Origin of the sequence: Peribacillus simplex, assembly GCF_900156045.1 — a bacterium.
GTDB lineage: Bacteria > Bacillota > Bacilli > Bacillales > DSM-1321 > Peribacillus > Peribacillus simplex_D.
In genome coordinates this window covers 972827-990388 of the sequence record NZ_FTMX01000001.1, presented here as the reverse complement: position 1 = coordinate 990388, position 17562 = coordinate 972827, and the positions used below count along the sequence as shown (strand labels likewise).

The following is a 17562-nucleotide window of genomic DNA, read 5'->3' as shown; positions in this document are numbered from 1 at the left end:
TCTTAGGTATAAAAGACAAGATACAACCAACTTCTACGTTAAAAGAACGTAGCTGCCTTGGGCTATATAAATTTTTTTCAGGAAAATATGTATCTTTTTTATCCTTTGTTTCGTCAAATACTATGAATCTGATTTAAAGTGCCGCCCTTTTATTGAAAGATTCCCAAATCAGCAGGAAAAGTTAAGGAGGATTATCATGAAAAAAATGAATAAATGGGTCATTGTGACCATTTTATTATGTCTATTATTGCCATATAAAGCTTTTGCAGATGCAGCTGTTGGTGAAATGATCGTCACACTTGGTGAGAATTTGACAAATGAACAAAAAAATATGATTTTATCTGAAATGAAAGCACCAAACGATGTTGAGGTTCTAACGGTTACAAATGCGGAGGAACATGAATACTTAGGAGACTATATCGCTAGCCGTCTGATCGGTACAAAAGCGATTTCATCTTCTGCCATCACTTTGGAGGAAAAAGGTACAGGACTTAAACTGGAGTCGAAAAACATCAACTGGGTTACCGATGAAATGTATATCAATGCACTGGCAACTGCTGGAGTAAAAGATGCTACCGTTTATGTCACAGCACCTATACCCGTTTCCGGTACAGCGGCTTTGACAGGAGTCATTAAGGCTTATGAAATCTCTGCCGACAAGAAGATTCCTGAGGATGTGAAACAGGCAGCGAATGAAGAAATGGTGAAAACAGCAAAATTGGGTGATGAAATCGGTACAGAAGAAGCCTCAGCATTGGTTACGAAAATCAAAGAGGAAATGGCTGCAAATCCACCAGCCAATACTGAAGAGGTCCGCGAGGTTGTCGAGTCTTCAGCAAAAGACCTTGGAATCACCTTAAATGATGCCCAAGTTCAAAGTTTAATTGATTTATTCAATAAGCTAAAAGAATTGGATATTGATTGGAACGCTGTCGGTGATCAGCTTACTGCAGCTAAAGATAAACTTTCCAATTTTCTTGAATCCGAAGAGGGTCAATCATTTCTGGATAAATTGAAAGAAGTCTTCAGTAGTTTAATAGACGCAATCAAGTCACTTTTCAGCTGAATCAAATAAAAAAAAGGATGGCCAATGCCATCCTTTTTTCTATTCTTTAGTGACGACTGCCGCTTCATGAAGAGCCAAATCCAAATGGATAAGATCTTCGTACGTCTCACGTTTGATGACCAACCGGGCTTCTCCATTTTCGGCAAAGACGACAGCCGGTCTTGGAATCCGATTGTAATTATTCGACATGGAATATCCATATGCCCCAGTACAAAATACCGCCAAGACATCACCGCGGCCGGCTTTTGGCAATGGTAAATCCCAAATCAACATATCTCCGCTTTCACAGCATTTCCCGGCAATGGACACTGTCTCTTCTACAGGGTCAAGTGGCCGGTTTGCTAGAATGGCATCATATTTCGCTTCGTAAAGTGCGGGACGTATATTATCACTCATGCCCCCATCAACGGCAATATATTTACGGACATTAGGAACTTCCTTTTCAGAACCGACCTTGTACAGTGTCACACCGGCATCTCCGACTAATGAACGGCCAGGTTCGATCCAGATTTCAGGCATCACTAAATCAGAATCAGCAATCAGGTTCTGCACTTCCCTAACGATTTCCTCAACATATTGAGACGCCGGTAGCGGGTCGTCCTCTTGTGTATACCGAATCCCGAACCCACCTCCGAGATTCAATACCTTTGGTTGAAACCCTACCGAGCCGTGCCAATCATTCAGCTTGCCGATAATTTTTTGGGCTGCAAGAAGGAAACCGGTCGTTTGAAAGATCTGGGAACCGATATGACAGTGAAGACCCAGCACTTCGAGGAATTCACTTTGCAGCGCTTGCCGAAGGGCAGCTTCGGCCTGCCCATTAATAAGATCAAAACCAAATTTCGAATCTTCTTGCCCTGTCAAAATATAATCATGCGTATGGGCTTCGATACCTGGTGTTACACGAAGAAGGATTTTCACCTTTTGTTCACGGTTTGTACAAATTTCTTCCAATAATGTCAACTCTGAAAAATTATCGACTACTATACAGCCAATGTTATGATCCAAAGCCATATGTAGCTCTTCTTCACTTTTGTTATTTCCATGGAAGTGAATCCGTTCCGTTGGGAAATTTGCCTTAATTGCCGTATATAATTCCCCTGCTGAGACAACATCGAGAGAAAGTCCTTCTTGCTCTGCCAACTGGATCATGGCAATCGAAGAAAAGGCCTTACTTGCGTAAGCAACTTGAGCTGAAATCCCCAATTCCTCAAAAGTTCTCTTGAACCCTCTTGCCCGTTCGCGAATTAGCTCTACATCATAAACATATAATGGTGTTCCAAATTGCTCGATCAATTCGATCGTGTCCACTCCGCCAATCACCAGATGTCCACGTTCATTTACACCACCGGTTCCGTACAAATGCATGATAGCCTCACCTTCCTGACTTAAAACTAAAGATTAATAAGAAATGAGGCAGCCTCAAATAAAGAAACCCTGCTGTAAAAGGTCCTCTATATGAACAAGCCTCATCCGAATCGATATCTGTAAATATTGTTCTCTATGACTGCTTGGTAGTTCGAAGGGAAAGACAGATTGGTTTAAACTCCAAAGAGTCATAGTAGCTCTATCTCTTTGTGAAGCCTAACAATACCTCTTTATCCGAATAAAATTAAATTACCACAACTTTTCGACAACATCAACCTTTAGATTTTCTCGGCTGCCTATATAGATCCTGGGGATGTACAATACTCGGACGTTCTATAGTACCAGGATAAGGTCTTCTTAATATTATATGTGACAGGGCCTTTGGCTGAAACGGGAGAAGCGGCCATAAATAAGGCGTATTTAACGTTTTTATACTAGTAAGCATAATAATGTAGAGTGTGATGCCTATGACTAGGCCAGGCACTTTAAATAAAGCGACCAATACTAGCAGGACTAAACGGGAAATTTTATTTGCAACTCCTAATTCTAAACTTGGAGTGACAAATGTACCGATTGTCGCTACGGAAGCGTAGAGAACCACCTCAGGAACAAATAGACCAACATCTATCGCTATCTGTCCTATCAAAACTGCCGCAACCAAGCCCATTGCCGTAGAAAGCGGGGTCGGGGTATGAACGGCTGCCATCCTTAGAAATTCTATCCCAATATCGGAAATGAAGATTTGGATCACAATGGGTATATGCGTTTTATCATTCGGCCCGATATACTCGAACTTCTCCGGCAGGAGGGAAGGCTCTAAACAAAACAATAACCAAATCGGCAGCAAGAATAACGAAACGAAAATCCCGAGAAACCGGACCCAGCGTACCAAGGTCCCAACGGCAGGTGCCTGCCGATACTCCTCAGCGTGCTGCATGTGATGAAAAAGGGTGGACGGGGTAATGATGACACTCGGTGACGTATCCACATAAATAAGGACATGCCCCTCAAGTAAATGCGTTGCCGCCACATCTGCCCGTTCCGTATATCTGACAAGCGGGTATGGGTTATATTTTTGCTTGACGATGAACTCTTCGATCGTTTTATCAGACATCGTTATGCCATCAACTTCAATACTATTCAATTCCTTACGAACGATTTCTATTAAATCCGGATCGGCAATATCTTTAATGTAGCCGATGGATATATCCGATTTCGATCGTTCCCCTACATGCAACATTTCGAAACGTAATCTTTCATCCCGGATTCTTCGTCTGGTTATCGCTGTGTTAATGATGATATTCTCGACAAAACCGTCCCTTGATCCACGGACGACTTTTTCCGTATCGGGTTCTACTGGCTGTCTCCCGGGATAACTCCTGACATCCACAACCAATCCTATTGGTTTACCATCAACAACAACGACTATTAAACCGGATAATACCTGATCAACAAGCTCATCCATCGTCTTTATTTCCTCAACGGATTGGTGTACAAGCAACTCTTTGACTGCATCAAAAACTTTAGTAGTCAAGATTTCCGCATTTTTGTTATGGATAAGAGAATCAAGGATATCAATGATGTACTCTGTATCCGTCAGCCCGTTTATATAGTATAGATGCACATCTTTTCTTAGGACCTTAATCCTTCTTACACCTAAGTCGAAGCTGACGCCCAGACCTACATTCTTTTCCATGTATGCGTCAACTTCCGCTACCCTATCCGGAATCGGTTTCATGTTTTCAGGTTTTTCTGAAGTCATCATGACCACTCCTTTCCAATATGATTTCCACCGCTAGCTTCGTTATCGGTGCTCCTCTTTTAAAATCGTCCTGATGGGACATTTTTCCGATATCCCCTATCCCCACTACTATAGGAACATGTAATTGATCGATGCAATACACCGTATCTCCAGTTATCTTGCCGAGTTCAAATTCTTCGGCGCCGTATTTATCAACCCCGTTCGGTGTCAGGTTACCATCACGGTCAATACAGATATCCACCTTGGTCCATTCTTCCCTTCTAGTCTTTGAAGCGACCGCTATCACACCAAGGACATGAATATCAGGGTGACTGGCAACTACCTTCATTGCCTGTTCGCCTGATCCTTCACCGATAAAGCCGCTATCATCAAACATGACCAATACAGGATCATACTTCGCCTTTTTTATTAATTCCACTAGTTCCAAGCCCGTATATCGTGATGGATTACCTTGGGACATCGAGATACACCTTCCCCCTATTTCCTTGGCTACATGCTCGACAGCCCGTTTCGCATACTCATCTCCATCCGTAATCAATATCACTTTTCGTTTGGTCACCATCTTGGGCCTACCTTTCATCATCAGGAATAGTTACCTCATAAACTTATAAATCCACTAAATACATCCATTGGAATAATGATCCGGCTATTTTCCCCAATACAAGTGCCATTAACAGATAAATGATTTTCTCTTGAATTCCGATTCGCTTTGACAGAACCGGAAACACATTCAGGACTTCAGTTAGGGCAGCAGCAAGCATTCCATTAAATATCCCGTCAGCCAAACCGATCGGAATTAATAAAAAATATGGGAGGGAAAGTTCCGTTTCCTGTAATCCTAACCATGTTCCTGCGACAACGCCGGCAATGATGGCTCCTTCGTAGTAATGAATCATCTTCATTGTTTTTGTTAGCTGAGTCAGTCTCGGAATCACCCCAAGTACAGTTAAAAACGCTACAAAACCGGCACCTGTCGCAAAACCCCCGGCTAAACCGACAAAGATTCCAAAGATAATTTTACCGGTCATCAAGGTGTCGCACATTCTCCTTATTTTCATTCATGATTACATAACTGTCCAAATCCTGCTGATAGTTGAACATTTCAACCTCGAGCGGACTAGGTTCCTCATTGAAGCGTTTTTTAAAAAAGTGATTAAAAAATAGAATCATGCCCATACCAAGGCCGAAGCTATATGGGATTTGGATCAATAACGGCTTATCATCCACTTTTCCCGTGATTATAGTGAAGATTTTTTGATGCACTTCCCCCATGCTGACATCCACATGAAAATTCATGATCGTCATCCCGCCGCCGACAAATAACAAAAACCAAACTAAGGCGAATGTCAGGTATGACATTTTCTTTTTCGAGAGGATGATTTCGATGATCGTTTGGGAGGGCCCGAATGTCTCCAGTTCAATAGTCGAATCCATCTTGCGGATGGCCACGATTACTTGAGCCAAATCAACGACAATAATATTCTTATCTTCCTTCTTGACCGTTAATAATATAATTTCTTCAATAATGGGAATCACTTCTTCAGGTCCGATTATCCTTGAAATATCTTTTATCCTCACCGTTTGATTTCCCTTTACTTGTACACGGTTCCTCATCCTGATATATACAACTGCCACTATCATCACATCCCGACCTTTTATTTCCTTATGCTAGTAGTATGGTTTGGAAACAGTTTGAAAATGCAGGAAGTGAACCATGTCCAAATATTACTAATTTGAAAACAAAAAAAAGACACGCTGCAATGACAGCATGTCTTTTTGATAACAGATATACATTAATGAGTGGGGAAGAAAATCAGCTGAATCAAAAATATTAATCCAAAAATATAAATGAGGGGATGTACCGATTTTCCTTTTCCACTGAATACCTTCATAAGCGGAAATGTAATGAACCCGATTGCAATCCCTGTAGATATACTTGAAGTAAGCGGCATCGTTAAAATGATCGCAAATGCCGGAAATGCCTCATCGAAAATTTTCCAATTTACTTTAGCCAGCCCTTCCATCATGAAACATCCTACAATGATCAAAACGGGAGCTGTGATTGCTTGAACGGAAGAAATTGCCGATATCAATGGAGAAAAGAAAATCGATGCAGCAAACAAGATTGCCACGACAGTAGCGGTTAATCCCGTACGTCCGCCTGCGGCAACTCCCGTGCTCGATTCAACATAGGCCGTCGAAGGACTTGTACCAAACATCGAGCCGACTGTCGTCGCGATCGCATCACCTAAAAAGGCTTTCTTGGCACGAGGGATTTTCCCATCCTTCGTTAATCCAGCCTGTTCCGTCACGCCAATCAAGGTTCCTGTCGTATCAAAAATCGTCACAAGTAAAAAGGCGAAAACAATTGAATATAATGAATTCGTGAAGACCCCAGCAATATCGATATCGAAAAATACCGGTGTTGGAGGCACAGATAAGACCCCATCAAAGTTGAGCAAATCGATAAAGTAGCCAATGATTGCCGTAATGATCATACCAATGAAAATTGCCCCTTTAATATTACGGGCCATAAAAATCAAGGTAATGAATAACCCTGCTAACGCTAAAACGGTTCCAGGCTGGTGCAAATCTCCAAGCGTAACCATCGTTGATTCATTAGGTACTACGATTCCGGCATTTTTCAATCCGATAAACGCAATGAATAAACCAATTCCGGATGTGATGCCATATTTTAATGAGTTAGGAATCGCATCAATTATCATTTTACGCAAGCTTGTCACGCTAATTAATAGAAATAGCAAACCAGCAATGAAAACCGTACCGAATACGGTCTGGTATGAAAGGCCCTGTGCCCCAACTACGCTGGCAAAATAAGCATTCAAACCCATTCCTGGTGCTATCGCAATCGGGTATTTTGCAACAAGCCCCATGATAAGGGTACCAATCACCGCTGATATGACCGTTGCCATGAAAACTTGTTCAAATGGAATTCCGATTGAAGACAATAAAGCCGGATTCACAATAAGGATATAAACCATAGTTAAAAATGTCGTAACACCCGCCATGACTTCTGTACGGACATCCGTCCCATTTTCTTTCAGGGAGAAAAATTTTTCCAAAAACATATTTTAGACCTCCAGATCTAAAGGAAACACCGACAACCGTTTGCACGAAAAGACAAGGTGTCCTAAAATTGTACTGCATCGACGTTTTTCCTGATCGTTATTCATTGAAAGAAAGATAAAAAACGAATGAGAAGCGCGACCTTTACTATAATATTCGTTTTTATTCTTAAATTCAACTAAAAATTCGACCCCAATCATATTTTCGCGCTACCTGATAAGGAATCACTTTTACTTTTTCCTAAAATCAAGATTTATTTTCAGCTCAATAAAAAAACCACATGAATCACTGATTCATGTGGTTTTTCATTTGTTGAAGAATCTTCTTTTCCAGCCTTGACACTTGGACTTGGGAAATACCAAGCCTTGCCGCCACTTCCGATTGCGTCTGATCTTTATAATACCTCAGGAAAACAATCAGCCTTTCACGTTCATTCAATTCTTGTATGGCTTCTTTCAAAGCGATTTGATCGAACCAGGATGTTTCATTATGGTCGGCAATCTGGTCAAGAAGAGTAATCGGATCTCCATCATTTTCGTAAACCGTTTCATGGATGGATGAAGGGCTCCTGCTAGCTTCTTGGGCCATGATGATTTCCTCTGGCGACAACTCTAGATGTTCCGCTAATTCATTGACAGTCGGAACACGGCCATACGTTTTTGAAAGTTCCTCTTTGGCCCTGCGAATTTTATTCGCCATTTCCTTTAATGACCGGCTTACTTTAACCGTCCCGTCATCACGGATAAAACGTTGGATTTCACCAATGATCATAGGCACCGCATACGTTGAGAATTTCACTTCAAACGATAAATCAAATTTATCCACGGACTTCAACAGGCCAATACAGCCTATTTGATAAAGGTCATCCGGTTCGTAACCTCGGTTGAGGAATCTTTGCACCACTGACCATACAAGCCTCAGATTGCTGTTGACAATCAGGTTCCTCGCATCTTGGTCACCGCTCTGGCTGCGTTGGATTAAATTCCGCAATTCCTCATCTTTTAAATGGGGCTGGCCTTTCTTGCTCTTCTCGTTTTTAACCTCCACATCCATATGCAAGTCTCCCTTAATTGCACAAAGCTCTGCTTGTAGTTAAGTGCTTTTTTAATCGAATGATCGTGCCTTCGCCCTTGTGGGAAATTATATTGATTTCATCCATGAAGTTTTCCATGATGGTGAATCCCATACCGGAACGTTCAAGTTCGGGTTTTGTCGTAAATAACGGCTGTTTAGCCTCCTCGACGTCTTCAATGCCCAGTCCTTCATCCCGGATGGTCAATTCCACAGTATCGCCTTCGATGACCACTGAAATGTAGACCCAACCTTCCGGGTCACTTTCATAACCATGGATAATCGAATTCGTAACGGCTTCTGACACGACAGTCTTGATCTCTGTCAATTCATCCATCGTCGGGTCCAATTGGGCAATGAAAGCCGCAACAGTTACCCTGGCAAAAGATTCATTTTGGCTAAGTGCAGAAAATTTCGTTTCCATTTTATTTTTCATTTTAGGCAACCCCCAGTCTTTGCAAAGCGTTTTTTTCGGATAGTTCCATTTTAACAATTTTAAACAACCCTGACATCTCAAATAACCGCTTTACTGCTGGAGAAATTGCACAGACCACCATTTCACCTTGTTTTTTGTTTACCTGCTTATAGCGCCCTAAAATAACTCCGAGCCCCGAACTGTCCATAAAATCCAATTCTTCCATGTTAAGGATGATATGTTTGATATTATGCTTTTGAATGGCTGCCTCTGCCTGGTTTTTCAGCTTTTCTGCTGTATGATGATCCAAATCACCTTTGAGACGAATGCACAATACGCTGTTTTTCGCCTCCATATTAATCGTAAGACTCATTATATACAGCCTCCTTCACTGTCTTATAAAGAGTCAAATTCTCTTTTTCACCTGCCGATTCCTCCTTACTAGCAAAACTAGTGGAGTTTCGCCTAAATTAGTACGATTAACAGGCAATGCGACAATTTATTCTATTTTGCCTGGGTAAACATGCCGAAAGCCCTTTTATACAATTGCCACCAGCTGGCATTTTCAACAGTTTCCTTCGCAACGATCGGAGATTCGACATACACCTTACCGTTTTTCTTCAATTCAAGCGTACCAATTTCATCCCCTTTTTTAATCGGGGCATCCAAATCTTTATCAAGCGTGATTTTTTTTGTAAAGTCCTTTGCCGTTCCGTTTTTGGCTGTCAAAACTGAAATAGGTTCACTTGTGACTCCCACCACGGATTTTTTGTGTCCTTTACTTACCTTGGCTTCACCTAACACCTCGCCGCGTTTATAAATCGGGTATGTGATGTATTGTGAAAATGCATAATCTAACATCTTGGTTACCTGAGCGTTTCGTTCTTTTGGAGAAACGGCTCCGAAAACGACGGCAATGACACGCATATTCCCTTTTTTAGCAGTAGCTGTCAAACAATACTTCGCTTCATTTGTGAATCCTGTCTTCAATCCATCGACCCCAGGGTAAAATTTCACTAATCTGTTCGTGTTGACAAGCCAGAATTTCTTTTCGGTATTTTCACGGAGATAATCTTCATATGTACCCGTGAACCTTGTAATCGTATCGTATTTCAATAATTCCTTTGCCATGATCGACATATCATGTGCCGAACTGTAATGATCTTTAACAGGAAGGCCTGTTGCGTTTTGGAACTTTGTATTTTTCAACCCGAGATCTTTCGCCTTTTTGTTCATTTTCCTAACAAACTCTTCTTCCGATCCAGCTAGACGTTCAGCCATCGCCACCGATGCATCATTCGCCGAACCAATCGAGATGCCCTTGAGCATTTGTTCTGTGGTCATTTCTTCACCTGGCTCGAGAAAGATCTGGGAACCGCCCATCGATGCTGCATACTCACTAGTCCTGATTTTCTCCTTCATGCTAAGTTCGCCTTTATCGATCGCTTCCATGATCAGCAGCATCGTCATGATTTTCGTCATGCTTGCCGGTGAAAGGCGAACGTCTGCATTTTTATCATAGAGAACAGTACCTGTATCCCGTTCAATCAAAATAGCGGATTTAGCATTTGCCGCCAATTCGACCCCTTTTTCTTCAGCTGCTTTTGTATGCGGGATGCTAAAACCCAATGCTACCAAAACGGTTAAAAATAGAGAAAGAATCCGCTTCATCTCCATACCCTCCAATCTTTATAGATTTTATTTTTTCCATTAAACCCATTTTTATACAAATAAAGATGAATTTTGAAACATATACTGGATATAGGGTAACAAAGTGAACCAAATTAAAAGAGGATGCGCATGGGCATCCTCTTTTAACATTCAATGGGATGAACGTAAAAAGCCGCTCAATAGCGGCCATTTTACGTTTATTCCATGATTTCTTTATAAATCAATGTAGGTTTTTCTATTTTCTCTTTTGAAATCGCAATGCTTTCATACAATTTTTCTTTTACCTTTGAAACATCTTCAAAATTGCTGTAAATCGTCACTAGGGATTCACCTTTTGCCACGGTTTCCCCGATTTTTTTACGAAGTACCAGTCCGACTGCCAAATCAATCTCTGATTCTTTTGTTGCCCGCCCGGCGCCTAAAAGCATGGCTGCCGTTCCTACTTCATCAGCGATGATTTCCGATACATATCCGTCCTCTTTCGCTTCCAGCTCGAAAGTATGAGCAGCCTGCGGTAGTTTTTCCGGCTGATCCACAACCGAACCATCGCCTCCCTGCGCTTCTAGGAAAACCTTGAATGAGTTAAGTGCAGAACCATCCTTAATCGCATTTTCCAGCAAGGTTCTTGCTTCTTCCAGCGAGCTTGCCTTTTTGGCAAGGTATACCATATGGCTTCCTAGTGTTAAAGAAAGTTCCGTTAAATCTTCCGGTCCCTCTCCTTTAAGCGTATCGATGGCTTCCTTCACTTCTAAAGCATTTCCAATTGCGTAACCCAACGGTTGGCTCATATCGGAAATGACTGCCATCGTGTTTCGTCCCACATTGTTTCCAATGCTAACCATTGCATGCGCCAACTCTTCGGAATCTTCGAGAGTTTTCATGAAAGCGCCCGCTCCCGTTTTAACATCAAGTACGATTGCATCAGCACCAGCGGCGATTTTCTTACTCATGATCGAGCCAGCAATCAAACCGATACTGTTAACGGTAGCCGTAACATCGCGCAATGCATATAACTTTTTGTCGGCTGGAGTCAGGTTACCACTTTGTCCAATGACAGCTATCTTATTTTTATTAACAAGTCGAATGAACTCGTCATTTTCTATTTCGACATGAAATCCTTTTACAGACTCCAACTTATCGATCGTTCCGCCTGTATGACCAAGACCGCGTCCTGACATCTTTGCCACTGGAACACCTACAGCAGCAACCAATGGTCCAAGCACTAGAGTTGTGGTATCACCAACACCGCCTGTTGAATGTTTATCGACCTTAATTCCTTCAATCATCGATAAATCAATTTGATCTCCTGATTCGACCATTGCCATGGTTAGATCTGCACGTTCCTGCTCATTCATGCCTTTGAAATAAACTGCCATTGACCAAGCGCTCATTTGGTAATCCGGAATCGATCCATCGGTAAACCCTTTGATGATGAACTGTATTTCTTCCGTAGTAAGCGCCTTTCCATCACGCTTTTTCTCAATTAAATCTACCATTCTCATATTGGAATCCCCACTTTTTCAAAGACACCGCATCTCTTTAGGTGTACTTGTATTTTTTTGTTCGTTTTATATGTCTTTAACGATCTGCTTAACAAATTCAAGAAAACTGCTTTTCACTTTTTCAGTCGTTTCAATAACCTCTTCATGAGACAATGGCTGATCAAGAATACCTGCGGCCATATTTGTAAGGCATGAAATTCCGAGCACCTTCATACCACTATGCCTAGCTACGATAACTTCCGGAACTGTCGACATACCAACTGCATCCCCGCCAAGGATCCTTGCCATTTTCACTTCTGCCGGTGTCTCATAGGTCGGTCCTGTATTTCCGATATAGACACCTTCTTTAATATCCAATCCTAGTGAAGCTGCTATTTTTTTTGCCTGCGTCCGAAGGTCTTTATTATAAGCCTCCGACATATCAGGGAATCTAGGGCCGAAACGCTCTTCATTAGGACCAATCAATGGATTTGCCCCCATCAAATTAATATGATCCGTAATGAGCATCAAATCACCTGGTTCATAGCTTTCATTAACGCTTCCCGCAGCATTTGTTACAATTAATTGCTCAACGCCAAGTAGTTTCATTACACGTACAGGAAAAGTGACCTTCTCCATAGAATAACCCTCATAAAAGTGGAAACGTCCTTGCATGGCTACAACTTTTTTGCCACTTAATTGTCCAATGACAAGCTGTCCAGCGTGTCCCTCAACAGTCGATACCGGGAATTCCGGGATTTCGTGATATGGAATAGTCATCGGATTTTCAATTTCATCCGCCAATACACCAAGCCCGGAACCAAGAATCAGTCCTATCTCCGGAGTGCCTTCAATTTTACTTTTTATAAATGACGCAGCAGTCTCTATTTTATTAAACATCTATTTAATCTCCCCTAAATTTAAATCGCCCAATATATTTTTTCCAAAGGCAGGCATTTTTACATCAAAATTAGTAGCGACCGTCGCCCCAATATCAGCAAATGTATCTCTTATCGGGAGTTCGGCACCTTCCATAAATCGTTTTGAATAAACTAATAATGGAACATATTCACGTGTGTGATCGGTTCCTTCATGGACTGGATCATTCCCGTGATCGGCAGTGATGATCAATAAATCATCCTCATTCAGTTTATCAAGGACTTCCGGCATCCGAGCATCGAATTCTTCCAATGCCTTTCCGTATCCCTCTGGATCGCGGCGGTGACCGTATAAAGCATCGAAGTCGACTAGGTTAAGGAAACTTAACCCTTTGAAATCCTGTTCTACCGTTTGGATTAATTTATCCATTCCATCCATATTGGATACTGTCCTCAATGATTCAGTGACGCCCTCCCCATCAAAGATATCAGAGATTTTCCCGATTGCGAGCACATCATATCCAGAATCTTTCAATTCATCCATTACCGTCCGGTTAAAAGGCTTCAACGCATAATCATGACGATTAGACGTTCTTTTAAAGCTGCCTGGTTCACCTGTGAACGGTCTGGCAATCACGCGTCCAACCTTGAACTCATCAGCCATTGTCACCTCACGGGCAATTTCACAAATCTTGTATAATTCGTCTATCGGGACGATATCTTCATGTGCAGCAATCTGCAATACGGAATCAGCTGATGTATAAACGATCAGCGCACCCGTTTTCATATGTTCCTCGCCAAGCCTTTCGATAATTTCCGTGCCGCTTGCCGGGACGTTCCCAATAATTCCCCGACCCATCTTCGCCTCGAGCTCATTGACTAATAATTCCGGGAAACCATCCGGAAATACACGGAATGGAGTCGATATATTCAATCCCATGATTTCCCAATGTCCAGTCATCGTATCTTTACCTGTGGAGGCTTCCTTCATTTTCGTATAGTATGCGAGAGGTTGCTGAGCTTTATCAATCCCCTTGATTTCACGGATATTGCCTAAACCCAATTTTGCGAGTGTCGGCATGTTCAATCCATTCATTCTTTCTGCGATATGGCCAAGTGTATCCGCCCCTTTATCGCCGAATAAATCTGCATCAGGTGCTTCACCAATCCCAACTGAATCCATAACTATTACAAATATTCGTTTAAATGCTGAATTCCCTTTCATGAGTCATTCCTCCTAAAATAGTAAATCACTTTTTATACTCTCTATAATACCCTTATTCTGCTCAGTTACTCTTCATTTAAATGAAATCGCGAGAACGTCAGAAGTCTGACCTCTCTACATTGTAAACGATTACCATGATGGAGACAAATAATATATTTCGGAATGAAACAAAGTGCCCCAAGATGCACGTTGGAATCATTTGCAGCCCTTATAGCAGTCAAGTGAAAACGAAGAAAAAAGGCTGCTCCTCCAACTGCCTCGCAGTTAAACTCACAACCTTTTCTATCATTCTACTATTCTTTTAAGCTCGCGGATGGAATTTTGAATATACATCCTTGATCCGTACGTTCGTTATATGTGTATAAATTTGAGTTGTCGAAATATCCGCATGACCAAGCATTTCTTGGACGGCACGTAAATCAGCCCCATTCATCAATAGATGTGTCGCAAAAGAATGTCTTAGTGTATGAGGTGTAATTTCTTTTTCAATTTGTGCCGATTTTACAAGTTTTTTTAGAATCTTCCAAAATCCCTGCCTTGTCAGCCTGTTTCCATGATGATTCAAAAAAAGTGAATCTGTCCTGTGCTTGGGACTGGCCATTTTCCCCCGGGAACTTTCCATATAATGTTCAATCGCACCCAATGCGGTTTGTCCAATCGGAATGATTCTCTCTTTATTTCCTTTCCCTACGCATCGGACAAAACCCATCGATGCATGGACATCACTCACATCCATGGATATCAACTCACTGACACGCATACCCGTCGCATACATCAGTTCTAGCATCGCCTTATCGCGTAAACCGAATTCATCCATTTTCTTCGGGGCTTCCAATAGTGCTTCAACCTCTTCCATGCTTAATACCTTTGGAAGGTTTCGTTCCGGTTTTGGCGTTTCTATATGTATAGACGGATCCTGCTCGGTTACTTTTTCCCTTAGAAGAAATTGATGAAAAGACCGAATGGAAGCTATATGACGTGCCACCGTCTTCGATGATTTCCCTTGATCCTTCAAATGCACGAGAAAATGCAGGATGTTCACCCGCCGTGAATCATTCCAAGTTTCAATGGCTTCAACATCTTTCAGATAGCTCCAATATGATCTTAAGTCACGCTCATACGAGACGAGCGTATTCTTGGCAAGTCCTTTTTCAATGGTTAAAAAATGAATGAAATCCCTAATTTGATTCTCCATATTCATTACTCCCCGTTTAAATAAAACAACATTAAGCGTTCAAGCCATGCATCATCACCCGTATCAACAGCCTTTGATACTTTTACGGCCATGCCTTTCGGTTCATCATAACGATGATAACTTTGATATTCTTGATTTAACCATACCATTCCTATATAAAAAAGAACAGTGAAGCTAACAAAGAGAACCATCACTTTAGCCGTGTGCAAAACAAGCGATAATGATGTTTTCATCATCTTTCCCCTCCCATTCGATCCTTTGTATCAATCTATGCCCAACAGGACAAGTTTTATACGTGTTTCGGAAAGGAGAAAACAAAAACAGCTCTTCCTTAAGAAAATGGGTTTTTAAAATGCAGAAAACCTTCTCCATTAAATGGAAAAGGTCCGACTTCATTCACCTTAATTTTCTTCTTTGTCATGACACCGATGACAAATGCCATGAAAGGTTAATCTATGGTCTTTAATCTTGAAGTTCCAGTCGCGTTCCACAATGTCTTCTACGTCTTCAAGTAGGTCTTCCTGGATCTCATCTACCGCACCACATTCCACACAAACAAGATGATGATGGAAATGCGCAGCTCCCTCTTGTCTTAAATCATAACGGGAAACCCCGTCTCCAAAGTTAATTTTATCTACTATCTTCAATTCAGTCAGCAACTCTAGCGTACGGTAAACTGTTGCCAATCCAATTTCCGGCGACTTTTCTTTGACAAGGAGGTAAACGTCTTCTGCGCTTAAATGATCCTCTTCATGCTCAAGTAAAACGCGGACGGTCGCTTCTCGCTGAGGCGTTAATTTGTAGCTGGACGAGTGTAACTGCTTTTTTATCCTATCAATTCTGTTTTCTATTTCCATACCTAATATTCCCTCCCGCGCCGCTATCCTATCCATTATATCAAAAGAGGGAAAACTGTCAAAATAGATTTCTTGTTAATGATAAAAAAATTTGCGGGAACGGTATATTTCCATCAATGACCCAATAAACTTACGACATTTTTCATTAAAGAAGGGGATAGGTACGCTTCAAACGCAGCAGCCGTAATCAAAAATAACCCCGACAAAACCAATGAGAAAATATATCGTGAAATTATCGGCTTCAGCGGTTCACGAACCTGCTTTAGGAAAATCCGGCTGATCATTTTCATTGATAGTGAGACCGCAAGGACGGTTATGACGATGAATATCGGGACGATAAATATATTTTGGGGCAGAATGGCGACAAACGATAATAAGAACCCGCTCCATCCCATTTGATTGACTAAAAAGCCGACTGTAAATCCAACAACCATCCCTTTAATAAATAACAAAACCAGGATGACAGGCAAACCGATGACCGATATTCCGAGAATCCAGATGACCCCGATATATTTTATATTATGCATAATACTTTGGCTGAACATATCATGCGAAGATGCAAATTCACCCTTGGATACTTGTCCGAAAAATTGCGATAAATAATAGAACAAGTCTTCCTTTTGGGTAAAGCTCAAACTATTCACCAATATTGCCCCAAAAATGACACCCATCAAAAAAAGCACAGTGATAAAGACATATAATGAGGAATGTTCGTTAATATGTTTCATTACGGCATTTTGTACGACAGATTTTTTTTTCATCTTTCATCCTCCCAACTCCGCTTACTAGAATCTATGTTTTCACTCTCTCATTTATGCTAAGAAAACTTTCCCCATCAGCCGAACGGCTTTAACCTAATTTGTGTTATAATTTTCCATATCAATGATATGGAGGCAGGATATGAAAGCTATATTAATGGATTTTCCCGAAAAAATTGAAACCCCACGATTATATCTAAGATCTTGTCAGCCTGGCGACGGCCTGGACCTTTACGAAGCCATTGTCCATTCTAAACCTGAATTGAAACAGTGGCTGCCGTTTGCACATCAAGATATTTCTTTGGAAACTTCTGAACAGAACGTCCTTAAGTCCTTTGCGGACTTTATTTTAAAAGAGGATATCAGACTCCATATTTATAGGAAAGAAGACGATCAATTCATCGGCTCCACGGGTCTGCACCGAATTAACTGGGATATCCCTAAATTCGAGATTGGCTATTGGATTGATACGAGATACAGTAAACTAGGCTACATAACCGAGGCGGTGGAAAAGTTAACTAAATTTGCCTTTTACCATTATGGCGCAAAACGAGTCGAAATCCGCTGTGACCCTAATAATATTGCCAGCAAACAGATTCCCGAGAGGCTGGGATATACACTTGAAGGTATTTTGCTTAATGACTGCCTTAGTGCAGACGGCAAGGAAGTGCGGGACACTTCCATTTATGCAAAAACAACAAACTAAAAAAGTCCTGACAGATCTCATC

General features: G+C 41.4%; 19 protein-coding genes. 2 read left to right on the top strand and 17 right to left on the bottom strand.

The features are described from left to right. Window positions 1-196 precede the first annotated feature (196 nt). Window positions 197-1066, top strand: a complete 870-nt coding sequence (locus BW986_RS04730; protein WP_260320734.1) for a DUF1002 domain-containing protein — start codon at window positions 197-199, stop codon at window positions 1064-1066. 39 nt (window positions 1067-1105) lie between these two features. Here BW986_RS04730 and lysA read toward each other — a convergent pair whose 3' ends face one another. The 17 genes from lysA to spoIIM all read right to left on the bottom strand — a co-directional run bounded on the left by lysA (window position 1106) and on the right by spoIIM (window position 16837). Beyond that, window positions 1106-2434 (bottom strand): diaminopimelate decarboxylase, encoded by a 1329-nt coding sequence (gene lysA, locus BW986_RS04725; protein WP_076365550.1) that lies wholly within the window; start codon window positions 2432-2434, stop codon window positions 1106-1108. Window positions 2435-2705: 271 nt separating this feature from the next. Beyond that, a complete protein-coding gene (locus tag BW986_RS04720) occupies window positions 2706-4172 on the bottom strand; it encodes a spore germination protein (protein WP_397221697.1) in 1467 nt (488 codons plus the stop codon). 4 nt (window positions 4173-4176) lie between these two features. Then, the gene (spoVAEA, locus tag BW986_RS04715; RefSeq protein ID WP_076365546.1) at window positions 4177-4758 is read right to left on the bottom strand and encodes a stage V sporulation protein SpoVABEA; all 582 of its coding nucleotides are present in this window, start codon (window positions 4756-4758) and stop codon (window positions 4177-4179) included. 43 nt (window positions 4759-4801) lie between these two features. Then, window positions 4802-5224: a stage V sporulation protein AB gene (locus BW986_RS04710; RefSeq protein WP_076365544.1), complete on the bottom strand. Its 423-nt coding sequence runs from the start codon at window positions 5222-5224 to the stop codon at window positions 4802-4804. Then, the gene (locus BW986_RS04705) at window positions 5214-5834 is read right to left on the bottom strand and encodes a stage V sporulation protein AA (protein ID WP_142244544.1); all 621 of its coding nucleotides are present in this window, start codon (window positions 5832-5834) and stop codon (window positions 5214-5216) included. The genes BW986_RS04710 and BW986_RS04705 overlap by 11 nt, the downstream gene beginning before the upstream one ends. A gap of 155 nt (window positions 5835-5989) precedes the next feature. After that, entirely contained in the window at window positions 5990-7285 is a 1296-nt protein-coding gene (locus BW986_RS04700) for an NCS2 family permease (RefSeq protein WP_076365539.1), read from the bottom strand. Between the two features lie 283 nt (window positions 7286-7568). After that, complete coding sequence (gene sigF, locus BW986_RS04695; protein WP_076365537.1) at window positions 7569-8336, bottom strand: RNA polymerase sporulation sigma factor SigF; 768 nt, start codon at window positions 8334-8336, stop codon at window positions 7569-7571. A 13-nt stretch (window positions 8337-8349) separates the two neighbouring features. Next, window positions 8350-8790 (bottom strand): anti-sigma F factor, encoded by a 441-nt coding sequence (gene spoIIAB, locus BW986_RS04690; RefSeq protein WP_034308139.1) that lies wholly within the window; start codon window positions 8788-8790, stop codon window positions 8350-8352. Window position 8791: 1 nt separating this feature from the next. Then, window positions 8792-9142 carry an anti-sigma F factor antagonist gene (gene spoIIAA / locus BW986_RS04685; RefSeq protein ID WP_076365535.1) on the bottom strand — a complete coding sequence of 117 codons (351 nt, stop codon included), beginning with the start codon at window positions 9140-9142 and terminating at the stop codon, window positions 8792-8794. Window positions 9143-9273: 131 nt separating this feature from the next. Beyond that, window positions 9274-10440, bottom strand: coding sequence for a D-alanyl-D-alanine carboxypeptidase family protein (locus BW986_RS04680; RefSeq protein ID WP_076365533.1), 1167 nt, complete (start codon window positions 10438-10440; stop codon window positions 9274-9276). A 197-nt stretch (window positions 10441-10637) separates the two neighbouring features. Beyond that, window positions 10638-11942 (bottom strand): pyrimidine-nucleoside phosphorylase, encoded by a 1305-nt coding sequence (locus BW986_RS04675; RefSeq protein WP_076365531.1) that lies wholly within the window; start codon window positions 11940-11942, stop codon window positions 10638-10640. Between the two features lie 66 nt (window positions 11943-12008). Next, window positions 12009-12821 carry a purine-nucleoside phosphorylase gene (locus BW986_RS04670; protein WP_076365529.1) on the bottom strand — a complete coding sequence of 271 codons (813 nt, stop codon included), beginning with the start codon at window positions 12819-12821 and terminating at the stop codon, window positions 12009-12011. Further along, the gene (gene deoB, locus BW986_RS04665) at window positions 12822-14024 is read right to left on the bottom strand and encodes a phosphopentomutase (protein ID WP_076365527.1); all 1203 of its coding nucleotides are present in this window, start codon (window positions 14022-14024) and stop codon (window positions 12822-12824) included. It lies immediately after the preceding gene. Window positions 14025-14325: 301 nt separating this feature from the next. Then, the gene (gene xerD, locus BW986_RS04660) at window positions 14326-15219 is read right to left on the bottom strand and encodes a site-specific tyrosine recombinase XerD (protein ID WP_076365525.1); all 894 of its coding nucleotides are present in this window, start codon (window positions 15217-15219) and stop codon (window positions 14326-14328) included. 5 nt (window positions 15220-15224) lie between these two features. Beyond that, the gene (locus tag BW986_RS04655) at window positions 15225-15455 is read right to left on the bottom strand and encodes a YqzK family protein (protein WP_370662551.1); all 231 of its coding nucleotides are present in this window, start codon (window positions 15453-15455) and stop codon (window positions 15225-15227) included. Between the two features lie 165 nt (window positions 15456-15620). Continuing rightward, the gene (gene fur / locus BW986_RS04650) at window positions 15621-16070 is read right to left on the bottom strand and encodes a ferric iron uptake transcriptional regulator (RefSeq protein WP_034311309.1); all 450 of its coding nucleotides are present in this window, start codon (window positions 16068-16070) and stop codon (window positions 15621-15623) included. Between the two features lie 119 nt (window positions 16071-16189). Further along, a complete protein-coding gene (spoIIM, locus tag BW986_RS04645; RefSeq protein WP_034308157.1) occupies window positions 16190-16837 on the bottom strand; it encodes a stage II sporulation protein M in 648 nt (215 codons plus the stop codon). 139 nt (window positions 16838-16976) lie between these two features. Between spoIIM and BW986_RS04640 the strand changes: the two genes are divergently transcribed. Continuing rightward, on the top strand, window positions 16977-17540 hold the full coding sequence (locus BW986_RS04640) for a GNAT family N-acetyltransferase (RefSeq protein ID WP_076365523.1): 564 nt from the start codon (window positions 16977-16979) through the stop codon (window positions 17538-17540). Window positions 17541-17562 lie beyond the last annotated feature (22 nt).